This is a genomic window from Sediminispirochaeta smaragdinae DSM 11293, assembly GCF_000143985.1.
In the GTDB taxonomy this organism is placed as follows: Bacteria; Spirochaetota; Spirochaetia; order DSM-16054; family Sediminispirochaetaceae; genus Sediminispirochaeta; species Sediminispirochaeta smaragdinae.
The window spans coordinates 2,728,929-2,747,456 of the sequence record NC_014364.1; the positions used below are offsets into that span (position 1 = coordinate 2,728,929).

Genomic DNA, 18,528 nt, shown 5'->3' on the forward strand with positions numbered 1-18,528 from the left:
AAAGTAGGCTTAAAGAGTGTGGAAAGTAATCATCCGTTGTATGAGAAAGGAGGTATTTTTAGGATGATTTTTGTATGACTTGGTTGTTTTTACTTCGTAACAAGCGTATGAAGCCCGGATTTTCCCTGTGAACCCGTTTTTTTGTAAATTCGGGAAACATGAGTTTTAACCGTAGGCATAGTGATCCCCAGATGAAAGGCAATTTCTTTATAAGAATAGGATTTAAGAAGAAGTTCTGTAACTTCTGCTTCCCGCTTGGTTAGATTAAACTTTTCCTGAATATCGATTAGGGAGACCTTTCCATCCTTTTTTCTCTGCACAAGGTAAGAAATAGAAAAGATCATACTTGATATGGTTAAGAAAAGATAAAAATTGGCATCGGCAAAATGGATAAAAAAATCGGGAATGGCAAAGCGCTGTAGTATTATGAGAAGAATATTCCCTCCGAATCCTATTAGTCCTGCAATCTGAATCTTTCGTATAAATGGGTTGTCAATCTTAATGGTAAGAAGATAACACCAGAGGAAGACCGGACTAAAATATATTATTAAATCCCAAACAGGTCTTCTTTGAGCGCCGGGGAACATATGTATTACATCTATAACTATAACGAAAAAAACAACAAATACGGCCCTGCAAAGTATACCAAATACTGAGTACCTGGGAGTTCCTAAAGATTCAATAAAAAGCAAAGAGACGTAGAAAGTAGCTATGGCGGAAAGAACCTGGATCAATAGGAATATGCCTGAAACGATAGAGGATGTACTAAAAGCTTTAACCTCATTTACATATCCAAGAATTCCCATAAGATAGTTTAACGAAACTGTTATAACAATCATAAGGGCAAATCGCAGACGTTTGGAGCGGGGAAACACAGAGCATAAGTAGAATAATATGATAAGTGCACCTGAACCAGCAGATATTGCAAAAACTTGAAGAATAAAATCAGAAAAGTGGTCCATAGGTAATATTATATCCTCTTACTATTAATATTGCTATCAAATCGGCATTAGAATTGTGTCTTGTTTTCAGGAACCTTTAAAAGTTTTTGTAAAGGCCTTTGCTGGCTTGTTTCTGGAATTGATATTATTTATAGAGAGAAATGCTATTGGCCGGGACTCCTTTTAGCCCCCCCCTTTTATGGAGTGACAAGTTGTTTGTGTGGGTTCTCTATCAAGTATTTGGACCGGTGTTTTGCTTATGATTTAAGACCGCTTTTTTATCTATTTTCCCTTAACGATCACATGCAGTTCTCCATAGTTTCTTTCTGTATTGCCGTATATGGCTCTGTAACCGATTCAATAATCTTTTGGTTTCACATCGGAAGGAAGGAGGGCCGTGACCTTTTTGGGAGTAATCCTGACAATATCCAAAGGAATAGACTTTTTATCTGAACCCATTAATACCAGTTTGTAATCGGCTTCGTATTTATATATTTTAAAACCGCTTCCCCTAAGTTCAAAAGCACCGTGTGCTGACAATTCTGATAACCGAAAATCCTCTGTGAAAAAACCTTTCTGTTTCGACATATTATACCTCCTGGATAATAGAAGAATAGCAGATTTTATACTTTATGAAATTTATGGATTTTTTAGATATATACTAGTTTTTGATTAATGTTTGGTAATTCTTATAGTATCAAAGGCTATCTATAGGTAGTAGAACTTAAAAAGCTTCGCATATTTCATAGTTTTGATCTTAACTATGCACTATGGTGACTATGCTACTGAAATATTTTTGCATATGAAAGGACGAATAATGAATAGATTCCTCTATATACTCTATCCTTGTGTGGTCTTCTTATGTTGTTATCGGGCTGTGGTAATGGTAGTACAGATTCTATTTGGGATGATCCTGATGATTATCGCCAGGCAATGCGAGGGTTTGTTGAGGAGATCAGTAGCTATGCAAAAGAATTAGATTCTGACTTCATCATAATTCCCCAGAACGGACATGTATTACCGAGGCTAACGTAGCTACACCCGTTAGTGATAGAGATGAAATGATTTCATTCATGGATATTGCCGAGGCCAATGATGTAGAAGTTCTGACAACTGATTACTGTTGGGATACTAGTAAAATGGATGACTCATATAGCAAAAATGCTGCAAAGGGGTATATTTCTTTTGCTGCTGAGCAAAGAGAATTGGATGCCATCCCGATATATCCTAGTGACCCTTACAATATGAATGAGTCAAGTATTATAAATCTTTCGAACGCAAAAAATTTCTTATATTTAATAAACCCTTCGGACAATGAAAGTGATTTTCCGAATACGGCTACATTTTTAAGTGTTCTTCAGGCGAGTAATTACGATGTTCTGCTTATCGATTTGTTTTTTGATGGGACAGAGGAAAGTGAGCTTTCTGCTTCTGAGGTAGCTGCATTAAGAGCGAAAGCGAATGGAGGAAGTAGAATCGTACTTGCATATATGAGCATAGGTGAGGCTGAAGACTATAGGTATTACTGGAAGAGCTCATGGAACGAGGATAATGATAAGCCGGTTATGAATACTTTGAAGATCAATAGTGCACCCAAAATGGGTATGCCCTATATCCGATTCTGGCTCAAAACACCAGCGAAACTGCTTTTGTTCTAACCCATAAAGGCAATCACCATTGTGAGAATACGGCATCACTTTCAAGCTGTTCTTCTATGCCATCTTCAAGCAAAGGGAAGAAATCAAGACCGGTTGCCTCTTCTACCTGATCAACTGAAACGGCAAAATCGGAAAGGGGCTCGCTGCTCGATTCATTCGGGAGAATAAAACCTATATAGCCTTGAGGTCAGGCTCTACATAATCAAGCAAGACTTTGTAATACCTTTTCGGCACACTGACGCCATTTCCACCGATCGTCTGATAAGGTCCGTCAGTCAGTATCGGTCCGGTAACAACGCAAACGGCCCGCTCTGCCGTGGCTTCATCGCGAACCCATTCTTCAAGTGTTTTCCATATGCCACGATTTAAAGCCAGGAGCCTGCGGAGACATGTTTGAGAGATAGAATGAGTCGTTCATCGATGCCCTGAACCTTTATAATCAGATATAATCAGATAATGAGGCCGAACCGGTTACAATATCAGAATCAGCTCGGAAATTGTCATTTCGATCGAAATTTCCGGCGACTTCCTCCGCTGTCAGAACATAAGCAACCCATACTGCTTGTTCGTTCTCTTCCGAGTATAAAAGGGAATAACCGGTATGATGAACAATCTTTACCGGGGTTTCGCAGTATGGAAGTGCGAGAGCTTCAAGATCAATCGAGCTATCTTGTGTGGTAGTATTTCCCAGGCTATTAGAGCTTACTAAGGTCGGTGGATTGCACCTGCTACATGGTTCATAGCCTTGTGCTATTGCTTCCGATGATGTAATCGGTATCTTTGAACTTCGGAGAGAAGAACAACCATCAAGGTGATACTTCATGCCCGATTTCGTGATGTAGACTATAAAATCTCCATTCTCAGAGAAAGCAACGTCAGGAAGTAAAACCAAAAGGCATAGAACTACTGATATAATCCGTTTCAGAAATCTCTCCTACTTTTTTGAGGAATTCACCGGTCCTTTCCTTGATTTACGGTCATATCAGGTTCCATAATATCATAATTAAAGAAAAGAAAGGTCAATTTAAGATGATTGAATTAGGCAATAGGCTCTACCTTTCAGGGGGAGCAGACCCTACCCTGTCATGGCTCAACGGGAACCCAGGCTATGAAGTAACAGTGGCCGGTTACATGCCCAACCGAGGGAAAGAAACTGCGCTACTGGTAAAATTCGACGACTTCATCATTACTGAACACGGTCTTAAAAGGCTCTACGCCGTTCATTGAGTTGAGGTTAGAGGATACCACATGGCAGGAAGGCGCTATTGTCCAGATAGAACTCTGCAATTTTCTGCCGGCCAAGAAGCCAAGACCTGAGCGCCAGTGTGGGCACTGGGTAGAAGCAAATGCGGTTGTAAATTTTAAAAAAACTTATAAAGCCATATAAGAATCCCTAAAAGGCATTTCCAGGAGAATTTCGCGTTACCACTTACGTGACCCAAATAAGCCCGTAAAAAGAGTTTTATAGTGTTGCTAACCAACAAGTAAACCGTTATACTACGCTATATGTGGTGTATATTTATTTTTCGACCTGGTTCAAATCCAGTATCGCCCATGAGTAAATCGTTACAATATAAAAAAAACACTATTCCTTGAAAGCGAGGGAATAGTGTTTTTTTATAGTCTTTTCTTTTGTACCTGATTTGTACCATTTTCGCGGTTTCTCTCTTTCATAACTAGTAAACGGTACGCAGAAATACAAAGACTTAATCTCAAGAAATACATTTTGCCATCGAATCTACGAAAACTCGGTAGCGCTTAGAAAGTTTCGCACTTTTAGATTTGGTCCTCAAGTGGATCTCTCTCATGATCCTTTCCATTGGATTATTGGTCCTGATCCTTCTCCAGTGCCGCTACTCCTCTTAAAAGTGCTGAGTTCCGCATAATAGGGCGCTCTTTGTGGACAAGGCTTATTATAGAATGTCTTCATTATAATTTTGTCAGACGAAGCTGGCAAGATTGTGATTAAAATGTAATAATCTGGAATCGGTTGCTTGACTGAAACCATAAGAACAAACACCACAGGAGAAAAAGAAGAACATGCAAAAGGGCCGAATCAAAAAGTTCTTTGTAAGTGCTTTTATCTTGGCAGCGGGAATTAGCAGTGGTTTTGCAGAAACATATTGCAATACGCTGCTTGCATGGAATGACGTGCAAAATAGCCACTATGGTACATACACAAAAGATGACACAACGCAGATTGTGACCGACAAAAATCTAAATGTCCGTAGCGGCCCCGATACCAATTATGAAAAATTGTTTCAGCTGAATGCCGGCAACAAAGTAGTGGTACTTGAAAAGACCGATGCAACATTCAAGGCGGAAGGTGCCGTTGCTTATTGGTATAAGATTGAATGTGATAAAGGCTCCGGTTATTTATGTGCGCGTTGGCTGAGTAATAACTGGGCGCAGGGAGACATTGACGGAGACGGAGACGGAGAAAACGAATATCTTGCTGTTCAATTTTTTAATAACATTCCACCTGAGTGCGACCACCCCGAAGACGATGGTTATTCATGTTGGATTAGCAGCTGCATGTATATTGATGATGAGGTGGTAAGCATTCAAAAAGAAGTCCCCGTAGATAAAGAACGCAGTGATGAAATCCTTGGTCTTGACGGATTTTACGTCGTTGAAAATGCCGGCCTTAATCCCGCCGTTTCTGTTATTGCCGTTATGAGCTCGGCACACTACGGTGCAGGTTTCTATCAAGAAATCCAATTGTATTATTATAAACCAGAATCAAAAACTTTTGAGAAAATAACACAGTTTCATGGCGGCTGGGAAGGATATGACGGTAATTATGCCACAGTATATTTTCCGAGCGGTAGGTTGGAACTCTTTTCTGAACCGGTTACATGTATAAGCTCCGAACATGGAGAGAGAAATCATCTACTGATTAATAAACGTCATTTTAAGGGAGGCTTGCAGGATGTGCCGTCTCCGTCAGACAATGATGAAAATGAAGACTGGATTTGGAACGGTGAAGTGTTCCTTAGAAACGAGAGATAGTATGTACGTTTCATGCATACCTGTGAATCACATATACTAGCACTATCCGGTAAGCAGCGGAAAGAGGCTCACCGCTCGATCTTCGGGAGAGCATCCCCTACCCCTGTCATGGATCAACGGAAAACCAGGTTATGAGAGTTATGAGATACCGTGGCCGTTTACAGCCTGACCGGAGAAGAACACCGCGCTGTCGGACCAATTCGGGGACTTCATCACCGCTGAACATGGAATTACTGGGTTATACCGGTAAGCGGATGGCCTACCATAACATTGGCTTTTACCTGTAGGAAAATGCCAAAAGCAAGAATAATGCATCCTAAAATCACGATAAGGAATTTGATGATATACGATGGTAAAATCATTCTTTCAAATATTCTTATTCCGAGATCGATGAAGACACCAAAAGTTGGCCAGCAAGGATTTGTGCTAAGATACTCATCTTAAATTCTCTACCCAGGATTATTATCTCAAACAGCAAAAATATTACCACTTACGTGACCAGAATAAGACCGCAAAAGGAAAGATATGCCTTGAAAGCAAAGGGATAGTATTTTTTTATATTCTTTTCTTTACAATTTAAGCCTATTTTTTATGTTTTTTATTGGTTTTAGAATTTTCTCTCTATGCTCGCTTAACCTTTTGTTCAGCAACAAGCCACTTTCACCATTAAACGGGAGTAAAAAATGGGTCCGGTTTTTGATACCTTGTTCAAAACGGTCGCGTAGTTCGATCTTCAATCTCTCATACTCTACGTGCCACTTATGGCCGCTAGCAATAACCGACATCTTGATTCGATTTGCAAGGTTGAATGATACAACTACATCAACACCGAAAACGCCAAAAAAGATTCCCACAAAGAAGACTAAATCATAACGGATTAATAGTGAAACGATATTTTCTTTTAGTACAGGATAAATAAGATAGTAAAAAAATGTTCCGATAAGGGTCCAGAGGAAACTATAAAAGGGGCAAACAAGCCCCATTATATTTAGTTTTTTTTGTCTGTAATCCCACAATCGAATCTTAAAGAAATTTAAGAAAAAGAGTCCTGTGAAAAACTCAAGTGTAGTAAGAGATAACAGGAAAATAGGAATCAGGTATACAATGTCGATCTTCAAAGAAGATAGGAAATAGAGAACAATTGTACCAAAACCATATAAGGGAAGCCAGGGGCCGTTAAGAAAACCCGGATTTATCCATCTTTTGGCTAAACCAAAATATCTTCGCCACAATAGCTCTATGCACCAACCGAAAATTGTTCCGCACATAAATAAGAATGTCAGCTTTATAGTAAATTCCATAGGCTACTTTAATCTGTGGAAAGGAAAAAGTAAATAACGAGGTTTTATCCTATTACCAGAGAGTGCTGCGTAGATGAGAGCCTCACCATTGTTACCCAATTATGTAATCCAATCCGGCAAAATTTCTTCGATCTCAATCTCAAAGGGCCGCCAGAAGACTTCCACCTTTGTCCAAATCCCAGCCTCATCGCCTTCTCTATCTCCCCATACTTCATAACGCGAAACAATTTCTCCAGCTGGACGCGAATAGGTTATTTTCCCATGCGTCGTAATATTTGCAGAGTGGCTTGATTCTACGTTTGGCCGATATGATACTATTCTCCATCCATCGGGTGGCGTATAAGCAGCAGCCCAATCGCTCCATCCTTCAACTTCTGTCCAGTCACTTCTTTCTTCTCTAGCATGCATATAAACACGAGTTTGAATTGTATTTTCATATAATCGACTTTGAGCCTTGCAGACAACACTCATGTGTTTATCACTTTTGGTATTAAAATCCTTATCCCCCCTCCTTACTTTGGGAGGCATATAGCTAGTACGACCTATATCAACCCGCTCACTTGTACGATTGGGTTGCCAAGGCAATACAACAGCCTCTGGTAATAGTCCAGGGTAATCCGTCCATGTAGTGCAGAGTTTTACAACACGTTTTTCATAAAGTGTCTTTGCGATATCTCTAAGATTTATTGTAATTTGATAATGTGTTGTTCTAGCAATATAGTTTTCATCAATTTGAGTTACGGTACCATCTGTTGAAAGCATTTCAAATTCCAACAATGAACCAGCAGAATCCTTTTTATCCATGTCATAACCGGACAAAGTAATCGTTCCCCATCCATCCGGATTTGCTTTTAGATCAATAGCATCTGGGGTCATTTGACAAAAAGCTGGTGCCAATGGTGGTAGCGTAGTTCCTCTTAGCTGAGCTTTGAGTTGTTGAAGTGATCGAATGGCTCGATCGCCTAAAAAATCAACATTACATCGAAATTCTATACCTGCTTCAGCTATACTACGAGAAGCAAGCTGCTGAGCATCTTGTCGGATAGTGTTGGATATGTCCTTGGGAAGGTTCGCTGCAACACGCTGTAAAACAGTTTGCCAAGATGCGGACTCAGATGTTATATCTTCTATCCCGCGATCAATAACACTTATGGCTTCATCTATTGAATCACAACTACCACAACTTGTAAGCAAAGCCACTGAAAGACCTATAAGGAAAATGGTTTTAATACCTTTTAGCAAACTTTTGTGCTCAAAGTCATTCCTACACTTTCCTATCACGGCTTTTACGTCTTGCATCTCATGAACCTCCATATTACGTTTCTCTAACCTATCAACCTCCCTGGTAAAAGAATTTAGCAGTAACTAAATCATTTCTTTTTTGTGTGCAGTTTGCAAATTTTCTTTAAAGATTAATCGTTTAACAGAGGAAATAAAACTCTAACTTTCAGGATTAATACTGATAATATCCTTTGCTGCTATAATAGATTGCTGGACAGAGTCTTCTCCTGATCTTATTTCCGCTACCAGTTATTTTTGCTGAAACACCGGGACTCGGGGCTATGGTTCGTATGGGGGAAACGATCCCCCATACGGCTATGATCAGATCTTTTCGACCCGAACCGAAATAGAACCGCCCATTTTTTTCAAGGGGGAAACATCTCCCTTTAGCATTCCAAAAGGGTTTCCCTCCGAAGCCATTCTGGGCTCGTTGCCATGGCTCACGGGAGTGGGACCGAAAAAGATGCAAAACGCCGATCCCGAAGGCCAGTACGCTAATTCTCCAACTTTCATTTCGTCGGTCGCATCATCGGCCAGGGGAAATCTCGCACCAATGGAACCATAGTATTCATCTCCCCATCGACTCATACGAATAATCAACGGGAGCATTTCTGCGATTTTCCGGCCAGTCGGATTATCATACAACCGTCCGGAAAATTCTTCATTTTCGATAATAAGTTTAATTTCCATCTTTACCTCTCATATTCACTCGATTTTGATTGCTTCAAATGAAGTTAATGTATCAAGATAAAAGTAAATTTTATTTCCTTTTAATTCATAGTTACATTCTTTTCCCGTGAGCATGCTTTTAACCGAACTCGGTTCTTTACTGCAAGGAACGGCTACATATATATCGTGCAAATCGACCGGCTCGAAATACGAATTATTGAAGTAGCCGGTTCCATTGATAAGATGTACATAGCTTGCAGAATCATCCTTTTTTTTGTTCCACGTTATCTCTACTGCCGGCGGTGCATTGCTCTCCACAGGCTCGTATCCCAAGGTATTTTCGAGCAGGTCAGCCATAAAGTTATCCATGCTCGGGAATCCAAAGCGCTGGAATTCATCTCCGGGATACCAGGGGATATATACAGCCCTACCCTTGCCGTAATTATTGATGGTAAAAGCAGGATAGTCGGTTATGTTTGTATGGTACGCATTCTCGGGAGGAGCAAACCGATGAGGAGGGATCAGCCTCATATGTTTTTTAACACTATCATTGTAATCGGCATATATGTAAGTATTATGCAAATACACATAATCGGTCTGACCAAAGCGGGGAAACCCTTTTTTGGATGAGAACGAAAAATAGGCCGAAAGTATATCATTGGTGATTTTACCGATACGCCTGATTCCCAAAGATGTAAGGGCCGAGCCTGAACGCCGGTTATTGCTCTTGTCGAAGAAACCGGTAGTACCGACACACACTACAGTTCCTCCGCTCTGGACAAACTGATCCATCTTTTCAGCCGTCTTTTCGTCAAGCTGATTAACATCAGGAAAGATCAAAAGGCTGTATGTATCGAGAGAACGTTGATCCAGCACCTGGTCTTCGATGCAATCAAAAACGTGGTGATGCTCACTCAATATATTGAACCATCCGATATATTCGTCCAGTTTTTTCATGGACAGAAAACTATGGAGCCCTCCGATAGGTTTGATAAGCGCTATCCGCGCATTTGTTTCAATATCAACATAATCGTCTTCATTATCCTCATGATATTTAAACATGCGCTGAACTTCGGTATACCCCGATTTGTCTCCGTGTGTATCAAGCCGACCAACCATATAATAGTCCGATGTACCACCATTGGCCAGCGACTGCGCAATTCTCAATCCTTGTTGATATGGCGACACAGACGAATGACGGTAGATCATATCGATAAAATCTACACTGGTTACCGACGCGATCCTTTCGGGATACGACGTCTTCTCCGTTTTTATGATCTCAGAGGCTTTATAATGGTAATTTTGCTTTGGGTTCTCCAAAAACGTACCAGCTTCTCCGCGGAGCATATCTCGACGGGGAGCAAAACAGAGATCAGGCTTTTCTTCCGCAACCATCTCTTTGATATGTTCATAGTACGCTTCGGTAGTCTTCTGCTGAAAAACCATGTATTGCTGAAAAATCGGATCATTTTCATTTTCTTCAACGGGAAGTTTTTTCCCGAACATCTCATGGAAACGTCTCTGGCAGTTTTCGCACTGGCAAATGCCCTGCCAGCCATGGGTATAATCATAGGCGACAAAATAACCACCCATATTCATGAAAATGCCATCAGGATTAAGCTCACGGATGATTTCACGCATGATGCTGATTGCATGTCTCTGTTGATATTCACTATTAAAGCATACATGGATGTTTCCATAGTAATCGATGATTTTTCCTTTTGGACTTACATATGCCCAATCGGGATGATGTTCGTAAATAGGAGTGCGTACTTTTGAGAAATCCACCCGACTAAACACCCGTATTCCTTCGCTCTGGCATGCCCTGATGATCTCTTTCAGGCTATCTCCGGTCAGGTACTCATTCTTAAAATGAAAAGGGAATTTTGTGTCATAGCTGGCGACAATACCACCGGTATTAATGATAGCGGCATTGGCATGAAACGCCTTCATGTCGGCAACATATTGCTTTGCGCTGATGTCACGCATATCAATTTCACGCATATTCGTCTGCACGATTCGCCACGGACGGTCTTGCCACCAAAATTTTGAATTCATTTTACAACTCCTCTTCTGATTCTTTATAAGATTGCCAAGCCTTCGACATTAAGCGCCTTGGCGCATTGATTCAGCTTATCAAACAACTCACCCGATATATCAATGGAAGCCGATCGCTCAAATTCAACCTTGTTTTTGTAGGAGTGTTGCCCTGGGATATGAATACTCGGGGCCCGCGCATCAATCCTGTCTATGAGATCGGAACTGCGGCCGATATAGCTGTCCATATCCATAAGTGCATCCGCTTTAATGGCAACGGCAGTATGGGAGCTAGACTTCCACGCCATATCGGGGCCCTCCTGCTCATCAAGTACAGGCCCCTGTGAAAAAACTCCAGTCAGGAGTTCGCATAGAATGGCAAGCCCAAACCCTTTATGTCCGCCGATAGGATACTTCGTACCACGTAAAAGTTGTTCGGCGTCAGAGGTAGGCCTTCCGTCGGGGCCCACTCCCCACCATTCGGGGACAGGTTGCCCCCCTTTCGCCCTGCGAAGAAGCTGTTCCCCCGATGCATACGCAAGACAAATATCCAGAATCACCGGCCATTCACGCTTCGTTGGAAACGCGAAACCGACCGGCGACTGACCTATCACCTTTCCATCCGTTCCGGGAACTCCCATTGAAGGAGGCCCCTTCGCAATGACTATACCAATACATCCACGCTCCGTAGCCTGCGTCGTATAGGGCGAGCTTGCAAGGTAGTGGTTGGAATTGCGGACCGTGGAGAACCCTATACCGTGGTCCTGCGCAAGAGAGACGGCCCGTTCCATCAGAAATGTATTGATAAGTTCTCCAAGGCCGTTGTCACCGTCCCAGCTTTCCATACATCCATAGGAAGCAAGTAATGAAAATTCGGGATTGACGGTGATCTTTCCGCTCATCAGCCGTTCGACACGACTCGGGAAATTATGGATATCGTGGTGTCCGACACCACGTTTTGTGATCTCTATGTATATATCCACGACGGTCTCAATGTTTGATTCCGTCATTCCTAATTTTTTTAGGATATTATGCATAAAGACTTTTAACTCATTAAATTTTACCGTATACATTGGCATCTCTTTTCCGATTAACATGCTTAGATTTAAATCAACTTGACCAAAAGCATGTCCCAGGCATCCAGCCGTTCGAGATTCACTTTCAGCAAATCCCCGTCAATATTGAAGTCGACTCCACACTGGGCTATCTTTGAGACCACGGCTTTGACCTTTCGACCGCCAAGCTTGATTTCAGCTCTGATATTGTAGCAAGGGATAGTGTCCTGTAGCGGGCGTTGTCCAATACCGTTCACCAAGTGGAGCATCAGTCTGTCTTCTTTGCCGAAGACCGACATGATGACTCTCTTGGGAGCGTCAAGTCTGATCATTTTGTCGTCACCGAGCATATATTCCACATAGCCACGAATCATCGTGAACATATCGTCCAGTGCATATTCCCTGATAAGCCTGCTCGGCTCATAGGAAATAAACATAACCTTCCCCTTTTTGTAGTTGCTTACCATGCACAAGGGTATGTTTGTATGAGAAACAGGCAAAGACGCCCGCTCAGGGGGCATACCGGCGGTAGCGACACTCGCAAAGGGCGGTACCCACGTCACAAGGATATCTGTTTCCTCACCGGGCTCACAGAAACCGACCTTGCCACGGAGAGGTATCAGGCCAGCGTCGCCTAATGTATTCTGAATCTCCTTCCCCGCCGGCTCGATTTGAAGATACGTGGCTTCCAGGTCCTCGCTGGAAACAATCGTGTCTTTGGTCCCAAGTAGCCCTTTTACTTCGGCCAGTTCCGTGTCAGTCGTACCCTCTATGATCAACCTTCCGCCGTTTGCCACATATCTTTCAAAAATAGATTTTGAGCCCTCCGGATATTTGAACTGTTTCGGTATAATCACCACGGGATATTCCCTGATGCGGTCGTAGTCGAGTTGGTAGTGCGCAAGCATATCGAAATCGATGTGTGCACACATCAAGGCCTCGGCCCAGCCTTGTACGTAGATTCCGCCGTCGCTGAGGAGCATGACGTCGCATACACTTTTTGCGCCATTCATATCGTCCACGATTTTCTCGGTCATCCGATTGAATGTTTCGATCGTGCGTAACATGCGTTTATCGGAGATCGTATCGGTAAAGCCGGTAAATGTTGTCCAGTACGTTCCCCCATTCGCAGGGATCTGAGCAGCCCAATACAGAAACTCGGCCTCCGGCATGCATGCGTGCCTCCAGTCCATTCCGGGACAGGTATGAATAATCCCGACCGGCGGCGGAAAGTCCTCGACCGTGCGGCCCATTTTCATGCGCAATGAAGGCGTATTCCATTCCGGAAGCTTATGAACCCCCAATGAGAGCACATCCTGCGCCTCGGTACATAGGGTGTTCCCTTCTTCGCCCATGTTTTCAAGATTATCCGCAGGGAGTGTGAAACCAATGCCAATATCCAGATCAAAAGGCCAGTAATAACGGAGGTAGGGCATATCGGGTTTCATTTTCAAAAGGGTATCTTTTAATGCATGGTGGGTGATTTTCGCCTGAGATGTAAGCCAGTCCGGCTCCAGTAAGGACTTATCATCCGGCATCGGCTTACCGTATTTCTCCATGTAATTCTTTTTGCATACATCGCACCAACACCCGGGGCCAGAGGCCCCCATCATGATAAATGCACCGTCCAAATCGTATGTTTTGAAGGCCTCCGTGATAACACGCAGACCATTCTCATTACTGAACCCGCTGTTGGGACAAGATCGATACAATGTATGCCACAGTCCCGGGCGGTCGTCACCCAAAGTAACGGGAGACCCGTCAGGACGCCTTGCCGCCCATTGCGGCTTTTGATAATACACATCCTCCTCCATGCAGGAAAATGTGGCACGTGCAAGCACCTTTATATCGCGTGCATGGCATTCATCGACGATTTCTTTCAGTATATCCCTATCCTCAGGCAAGAATTGATTGACCGTACAATGCTGAATTGATGTGCGATACCACACAACACTGTCCGCAACATTGATGACAACAGTATCGCCTCCCATTTCCACAGTCTCCCGGGCAATCCGTGCCGCATCCATGAGTGGTGTATCTTTTATCTGAAGATTGTACTGGACAATTCTTAATTGCTTATGCCACCATTTCTTTGTCATACATCGCTACCTCCATGTCAGATTTCAGGCTTTTATCAAGTTGTATATTCGTAGGTTCGTTTGGCGATTCCCAATTCTTCGTCGGTAGGAATTACACAGATCTTTACCGACGAGGTGCTTCCTGATAGGTCCATGGATCCACGGCACATCCTGTTTTTCTGTTCGTCAAGGGCCACACCCAGCACAGATAGTTTCCTGCAGACTTCTCTTCGGACCATATCGGATTTTTCACCGATTCCACCGGTGAACACGAGGTAGTCAAGACCACCCAAATCAACATAAAACGCACCTATGTAATGCACTATCCCGCTGATGAAGACATCGATCGCAAGCCGCGCCCGGGAGTTGCCCTTTTCAGCCGCTTTTTCTATGTATCGTAGGTCGTTGCTGATACCCGAAATACCAAGGAGCCCCCCCCGTTTCTGAAATCCATCTCTGATTTCATCATCGGAAAGCCCTTCATGGGCCAGGAACTCATACAGGTCGCAATCCATATCCCCCACTCGGTTCGCATGAATCAAACCTGATTGCAGCGACATGCCAAAACTCGTATCCACGCTTTTCCCATCTTGTATGGCGCAAACGGATGAACTCCCACCCAAATGACACGATATGGCGCGATAACCAGTCGAGCAGTCCTCATTCAACTTGTCCGCTATATATGCGTGGGACGCACCGTGATATCCAAGCCGCTGTACACCATATTTTTCATACCACTCGTACGGAACCCCATAGAGGCGCCGTTCAAGGGGTATATTCTGATGGAATCCGGACTCAAACGTCCCTACAAACAACACGCGAGGCAAGACTTCCCGCATTGCGCTGATGGTCTCCAGATAAGCGGTATTATGGAGCTTTGCCAGTACCAGCCATTCCCTCATACCGTCCATTACCTCATCGGTAAGCTCATGGACCCCAAAATGATTTTTGGACAATGTCGCCTTGTAGCCGACCCGATCAATTTCTCCTATTGAGGAAATCACACCGTTTTCCGTATCGGTCAAGTATTCGAGGAAGGTATTGATCCCCGTTCTGTAATCGGGTATATTCACCTTTTCCCGGTTGATCTCGTGACTATTTCGGAAGTTCTTAAACTGAAATACTGCATCGTCGACACTACCAACGCGCTCAACTTTACTCTGTGCCAAAAGACGACATTCAGGCATCGCATACAACTTAAATTTCAGCGAAGTACTGCCGACATTACAGACCAGGATCTTCATTTTTCCTCCTTGTACGAAATGAGCAATCAGATTGATTATTTGCTCAATATATTGTATCCCCGGCGACCTTCTCGTAATACTTTGCTATCGCACTATGATCGCACTGTCCAAGCCCATCGGCACGTAACGTCTGCATCATTTCCATAACCTGCACGGTCAGCGGTAAGGGGGCTCCCTTTGCATGAGCCGTTTCAATCGCGTTGTTCAGATCCTTTATGTGCAGGTCTATTTTGAAACCCGGATTTGTGTTATTTTCCAGCATCATCGGGCCTTTTGCATTCATAACGGTACTACCGGCGAGTCCCCCCTTGATCGCCTGGAACACGGTATTCGGATCTACTCCGGCGCGCTTTGCCAGCATAAAAGCCTCCGATACGGCGGCAATATTAACGGCAACAATAACCTGGTTGGCGAGTTTTGTCGTATTACCGGCTCCTGCCCCACCACAATACACGACATCGGATCCCATAAGGGTAAGGATACCCTTGCATTCATCAAATAAATCTTTATCCCCCCCGCACATAATCGATAGAGTACCGTCGACGGCCTTTGGTTCCCCACCGCTAACCGGTGCTTCCAACATTCGCACACCTTTTTCCGCGCAGGATGCCGCAATCTCCTGTGACGCCAACGGATCGATCGAGCTCATGTCGATAACGATCAATCCCTGTTTTGAACCACTCAGTACTCCATCTTCACCGCATACGACGGTTTTTACATGTGGAGAATTCGGAAGCATCGTGATCACGAGGGGGCATTTCCCAGCCACGTCCGCCGGAGACTTTCCAGCACTCGCACCCAATTCTTTGAGAGAATCGATACTCTCTTTATTAATGTCGTGCACAACCAGATCGTGCCCGGCCTTGATCAAGTTGCGCGCCATCGGTTTTCCCATAATGCCAAGTCCGATAAATCCAATCTTCATAACTGCTTCTCCTTTTTCAAATTCGAAGATAATACCCAGTTGATATCCGGTATTTCTTTTTCATCTTTCACACAAATTGCCGCCCGCCACTTTTTTCCCGAAAAAGTTTTGAACGAAAACCCCTTTCTATTCGACGTAACCGTTTGCCCAACTCCGATATCAAATACCGTTGTTTTCATGGCCGTTTGGGGGTGATACGTGATACCTTCACCGGTACATTTCACGTAACTCTCCTTCAGGGTCCAAAGGGTATACATCAGCCCAATCTTATCGGAGCTGTCACGATACCGTGTCAGCTCACTAAGATGCATGATGTACGGTGCCAGTACGGCTTTGCTGAGCACCACCTCCTCGATGTCGACACCAATCGGCGTATCTGCCAACCCGCACAGTACATACGAACCGCTGTGGCTGAGGTTGAAATGACACTCAGGATGGTCCGGGAACCAAGGCTTGCCCCCTTTCGTGAAAGCAATATCCGGTAGTAGCGTCATATTCCAGATTTGCCCTATGGCATATTGCAGCAATGTTCTTGCCGTTTTTCTTCCATCCTCACTACCGATCGTCGCAAATAACCACAAAACAGAACCTTACCCCTACGTACATGACCTTCAGCGTATAAACACGCTTACGGATCAACTGCCTCCCAACATCGACAAAATGTCCTGCATTTTCTTGTCCCCACCGGCCAATGGTTTCCAATCGACCTGTGCGACCGTAACTCCCTGCTTTACGAGGGCATCGCCCATTCGTCTGGTGCCCACATTGATTACAACCAACGGAGAACCGAACAGCTTTTGGATCTTGTCACTCATTCCTGTTCCTCTCATTTTTTACGCGGATAATTTCACCGGCCAACAGCGCCGCACGATAGTTTGTGGGGCAGACCAAAACGCCAGCGTCCCGTAGCATGGATTCCTGGTGGTCAAGATTCTGGAGGTCGGCATCGGTCCCACAAACGGACGCTACTACAGCCAACTTGCCTCCCCGCTCCCTGGCCAATTTCATCGCGCCTTTTATGTCCTCGATCACGTCTCCCACCGGATCGATCGGTCCGGGAGGGGTCAAAACAAAATCCAATAGAAGAACGGCAACCTCCGGGTCCCTCGCCTCCTTCATGATCGCCGGCTTTCTGACGCTCGGCTCCATGGTCGGGTGAGGACGACCACGGGTGAACTCTTCTTCACCGTAATCAATCACACTGTTCTTAACGCTTTTATATGAATCTTTCAGACGAAGTTCGGGCGACAGCGGTGCATTTGAAAAGATATCCCCTATCTTCTCCCGCATGACCCGCATGGCTTCATCACAATAGGTGCCCCCAAGAAAGGCACCCCGAACATACTTCTGCTCGTTGTTCATCTCTTTGGCGGTTTCAGCCGCCAGCGTCATCAGATCTTTTTCGCTGCCGAGATCAAGCTTCTTGCCGATAAGCGCCAATGCTTTTCGTGCAGCGTCTTCCAGGTTCGATGCCCAAATAGCGCCGGATTTTTCGATCTCGTCTTTGCTGCATCCCATAAAGTAGATGACTACCGGCTTTTTACAGCAAGATACCCGGTCAAGTACACGTTTTAGAACGGTATCGCCTGGCTTTCTTGATACCAATACGATGTACTTTGTTTCCGGATCGTTCTCCAGCGCGTCGATTCCCATCAGCATCGTGATACCACCGATGGGATCTTTGGTGTCGTTGCCCCCTGTTCCGATTGCCTGAGAAATCCCGCTCCCCACCTTATGCATCAAAGCGCCAACAAGCTGAATTCCTATACCAGAAGCCCCGCACAATCCAAAGGGCCCTCTATTATTAATAGAACCCAGAACGAAGGCTACGCCGTTTAAATTAACGACGCCGCAGTCGGGTCCCATACACAAGAGTCCCTGCTTCCGGGCGAGTTCTTTTATGGCACGCTCATCTTCAAAAGATACATTGCTGCTGAAAATGATGGTATGAAGACCAGCATTCAGCGCCTTTTCAGCCTCACCACGGGCGTATTCACCCGGAACCGAAATAATACACACGTTGGCGGACGGGTTCTGCTCCACAGCCATGGTAAGTGTCGGGTATGTTGTCTCTTTTTCGCCTGATTTTTTTCTGTGGTTTATTAATTCCTCTATTTTAGCCAGACTTTTGCGAAAAACTTCCTCGGATGCCGTGGAAACCGCAATGATCAAATCACTTTCAGACGCGTTGTTGATCTCATCATTGATCATATCAAGATCGCGCAGTACGTCCTTGCCAACCTGTGTGCCCATAGATACGTACGCCTTTTCTACGCCCTCAATCTCCAAAAGCACTGACGTTGTATAAAGGGTTTGTATCGAATCAA

General features: G+C 44.2%; 17 protein-coding genes. 3 read left to right on the forward strand and 14 right to left on the reverse strand.

Annotation, left to right across the window (positions count from 1 at the left end; translation table 11 throughout):
- Nucleotides 1–89 precede the first annotated feature (89 nt).
- Together SPIRS_RS12885 and SPIRS_RS12890 are read right to left on the reverse strand one after the other, a co-directional pair.
- On the reverse strand, nucleotides 90–962 hold the full coding sequence (locus tag SPIRS_RS12885; RefSeq protein WP_013255123.1) for a helix-turn-helix transcriptional regulator: 873 nt from the start codon (nucleotides 960–962) through the stop codon (nucleotides 90–92).
- Between the two features lie 336 nt (nucleotides 963–1,298).
- Nucleotides 1,299–1,529 (reverse strand): hypothetical protein, encoded by a 231-nt coding sequence (locus SPIRS_RS12890; protein ID WP_013255124.1) that lies wholly within the window; start codon nucleotides 1,527–1,529, stop codon nucleotides 1,299–1,301.
- Nucleotides 1,530–2,014: 485 nt separating this feature from the next.
- Here SPIRS_RS12890 and SPIRS_RS12895 point away from each other — a divergent pair, with 485 nt between their 5' ends.
- Complete coding sequence (locus SPIRS_RS12895; protein ID WP_148224076.1) at nucleotides 2,015–2,599, forward strand: hypothetical protein; 585 nt, start codon at nucleotides 2,015–2,017, stop codon at nucleotides 2,597–2,599.
- A gap of 171 nt (nucleotides 2,600–2,770) precedes the next feature.
- Here SPIRS_RS12895 and SPIRS_RS22890 read toward each other — a convergent pair whose 3' ends face one another.
- Nucleotides 2,771–3,001: a DNA/RNA non-specific endonuclease gene (locus SPIRS_RS22890; RefSeq protein ID WP_083771526.1), complete on the reverse strand. Its 231-nt coding sequence runs from the start codon at nucleotides 2,999–3,001 to the stop codon at nucleotides 2,771–2,773.
- A 627-nt stretch (nucleotides 3,002–3,628) separates the two neighbouring features.
- On the opposite strand from SPIRS_RS22890, the gene SPIRS_RS12905 reads away from it, so the two are divergent.
- The gene (locus SPIRS_RS12905) at nucleotides 3,629–3,826 is read left to right on the forward strand and encodes a hypothetical protein (RefSeq protein ID WP_013255126.1); all 198 of its coding nucleotides are present in this window, start codon (nucleotides 3,629–3,631) and stop codon (nucleotides 3,824–3,826) included.
- Nucleotides 3,827–4,639: 813 nt separating this feature from the next.
- The gene (locus SPIRS_RS21795) at nucleotides 4,640–5,611 is read left to right on the forward strand and encodes an SH3 domain-containing protein (RefSeq protein WP_013255127.1); all 972 of its coding nucleotides are present in this window, start codon (nucleotides 4,640–4,642) and stop codon (nucleotides 5,609–5,611) included.
- 569 nt (nucleotides 5,612–6,180) lie between these two features.
- Here the strand turns inward: SPIRS_RS21795 and SPIRS_RS12915 are convergent.
- The 11 genes from SPIRS_RS12915 to SPIRS_RS12965 all read right to left on the reverse strand — a co-directional run bounded on the left by SPIRS_RS12915 (nucleotide 6,181) and on the right by SPIRS_RS12965 (nucleotide 18,454).
- Nucleotides 6,181–6,912 carry a putative ABC transporter permease gene (locus SPIRS_RS12915; RefSeq protein ID WP_013255128.1) on the reverse strand — a complete coding sequence of 244 codons (732 nt, stop codon included), beginning with the start codon at nucleotides 6,910–6,912 and terminating at the stop codon, nucleotides 6,181–6,183.
- A 99-nt stretch (nucleotides 6,913–7,011) separates the two neighbouring features.
- Nucleotides 7,012–8,211 (reverse strand): hypothetical protein, encoded by a 1,200-nt coding sequence (locus SPIRS_RS12920; protein ID WP_013255129.1) that lies wholly within the window; start codon nucleotides 8,209–8,211, stop codon nucleotides 7,012–7,014.
- Nucleotides 8,212–8,514: 303 nt separating this feature from the next.
- Nucleotides 8,515–8,883 carry a cyclophilin-like fold protein gene (locus tag SPIRS_RS12925; protein ID WP_013255130.1) on the reverse strand — a complete coding sequence of 123 codons (369 nt, stop codon included), beginning with the start codon at nucleotides 8,881–8,883 and terminating at the stop codon, nucleotides 8,515–8,517.
- A gap of 15 nt (nucleotides 8,884–8,898) precedes the next feature.
- Nucleotides 8,899–10,920, reverse strand: a complete 2,022-nt coding sequence (locus tag SPIRS_RS12930) for a beta-galactosidase trimerization domain-containing protein (RefSeq protein WP_013255131.1) — start codon at nucleotides 10,918–10,920, stop codon at nucleotides 8,899–8,901.
- A gap of 23 nt (nucleotides 10,921–10,943) precedes the next feature.
- Nucleotides 10,944–11,996, reverse strand: a complete 1,053-nt coding sequence (locus SPIRS_RS12935; protein ID WP_083771482.1) for an Ldh family oxidoreductase — start codon at nucleotides 11,994–11,996, stop codon at nucleotides 10,944–10,946.
- Nucleotides 11,997–12,004: 8 nt separating this feature from the next.
- Entirely contained in the window at nucleotides 12,005–14,053 is a 2,049-nt protein-coding gene (locus tag SPIRS_RS12940) for an alpha-amylase family protein (protein WP_013255133.1), read from the reverse strand.
- A gap of 35 nt (nucleotides 14,054–14,088) precedes the next feature.
- A complete protein-coding gene (locus SPIRS_RS12945) occupies nucleotides 14,089–15,276 on the reverse strand; it encodes an acetate/propionate family kinase (protein ID WP_013255134.1) in 1,188 nt (395 codons plus the stop codon).
- A gap of 43 nt (nucleotides 15,277–15,319) precedes the next feature.
- Nucleotides 15,320–16,201 carry a 2-hydroxy-3-oxopropionate reductase gene (gene garR, locus SPIRS_RS12950; RefSeq protein WP_013255135.1) on the reverse strand — a complete coding sequence of 294 codons (882 nt, stop codon included), beginning with the start codon at nucleotides 16,199–16,201 and terminating at the stop codon, nucleotides 15,320–15,322.
- The gene (locus SPIRS_RS21800) at nucleotides 16,198–16,782 is read right to left on the reverse strand and encodes a 4'-phosphopantetheinyl transferase family protein (protein WP_013255136.1); all 585 of its coding nucleotides are present in this window, start codon (nucleotides 16,780–16,782) and stop codon (nucleotides 16,198–16,200) included. The genes garR and SPIRS_RS21800 overlap by 4 nt, the downstream gene beginning before the upstream one ends.
- A gap of 54 nt (nucleotides 16,783–16,836) precedes the next feature.
- Nucleotides 16,837–17,016 carry a hypothetical protein gene (locus tag SPIRS_RS12960; protein WP_013255137.1) on the reverse strand — a complete coding sequence of 60 codons (180 nt, stop codon included), beginning with the start codon at nucleotides 17,014–17,016 and terminating at the stop codon, nucleotides 16,837–16,839.
- Nucleotides 17,009–18,454 carry a hypothetical protein gene (locus SPIRS_RS12965; RefSeq protein ID WP_171814770.1) on the reverse strand — a complete coding sequence of 482 codons (1,446 nt, stop codon included), beginning with the start codon at nucleotides 18,452–18,454 and terminating at the stop codon, nucleotides 17,009–17,011. The genes SPIRS_RS12960 and SPIRS_RS12965 overlap by 8 nt, the downstream gene beginning before the upstream one ends.
- Between the last annotated feature and the right edge of the window lie 74 nt (nucleotides 18,455–18,528).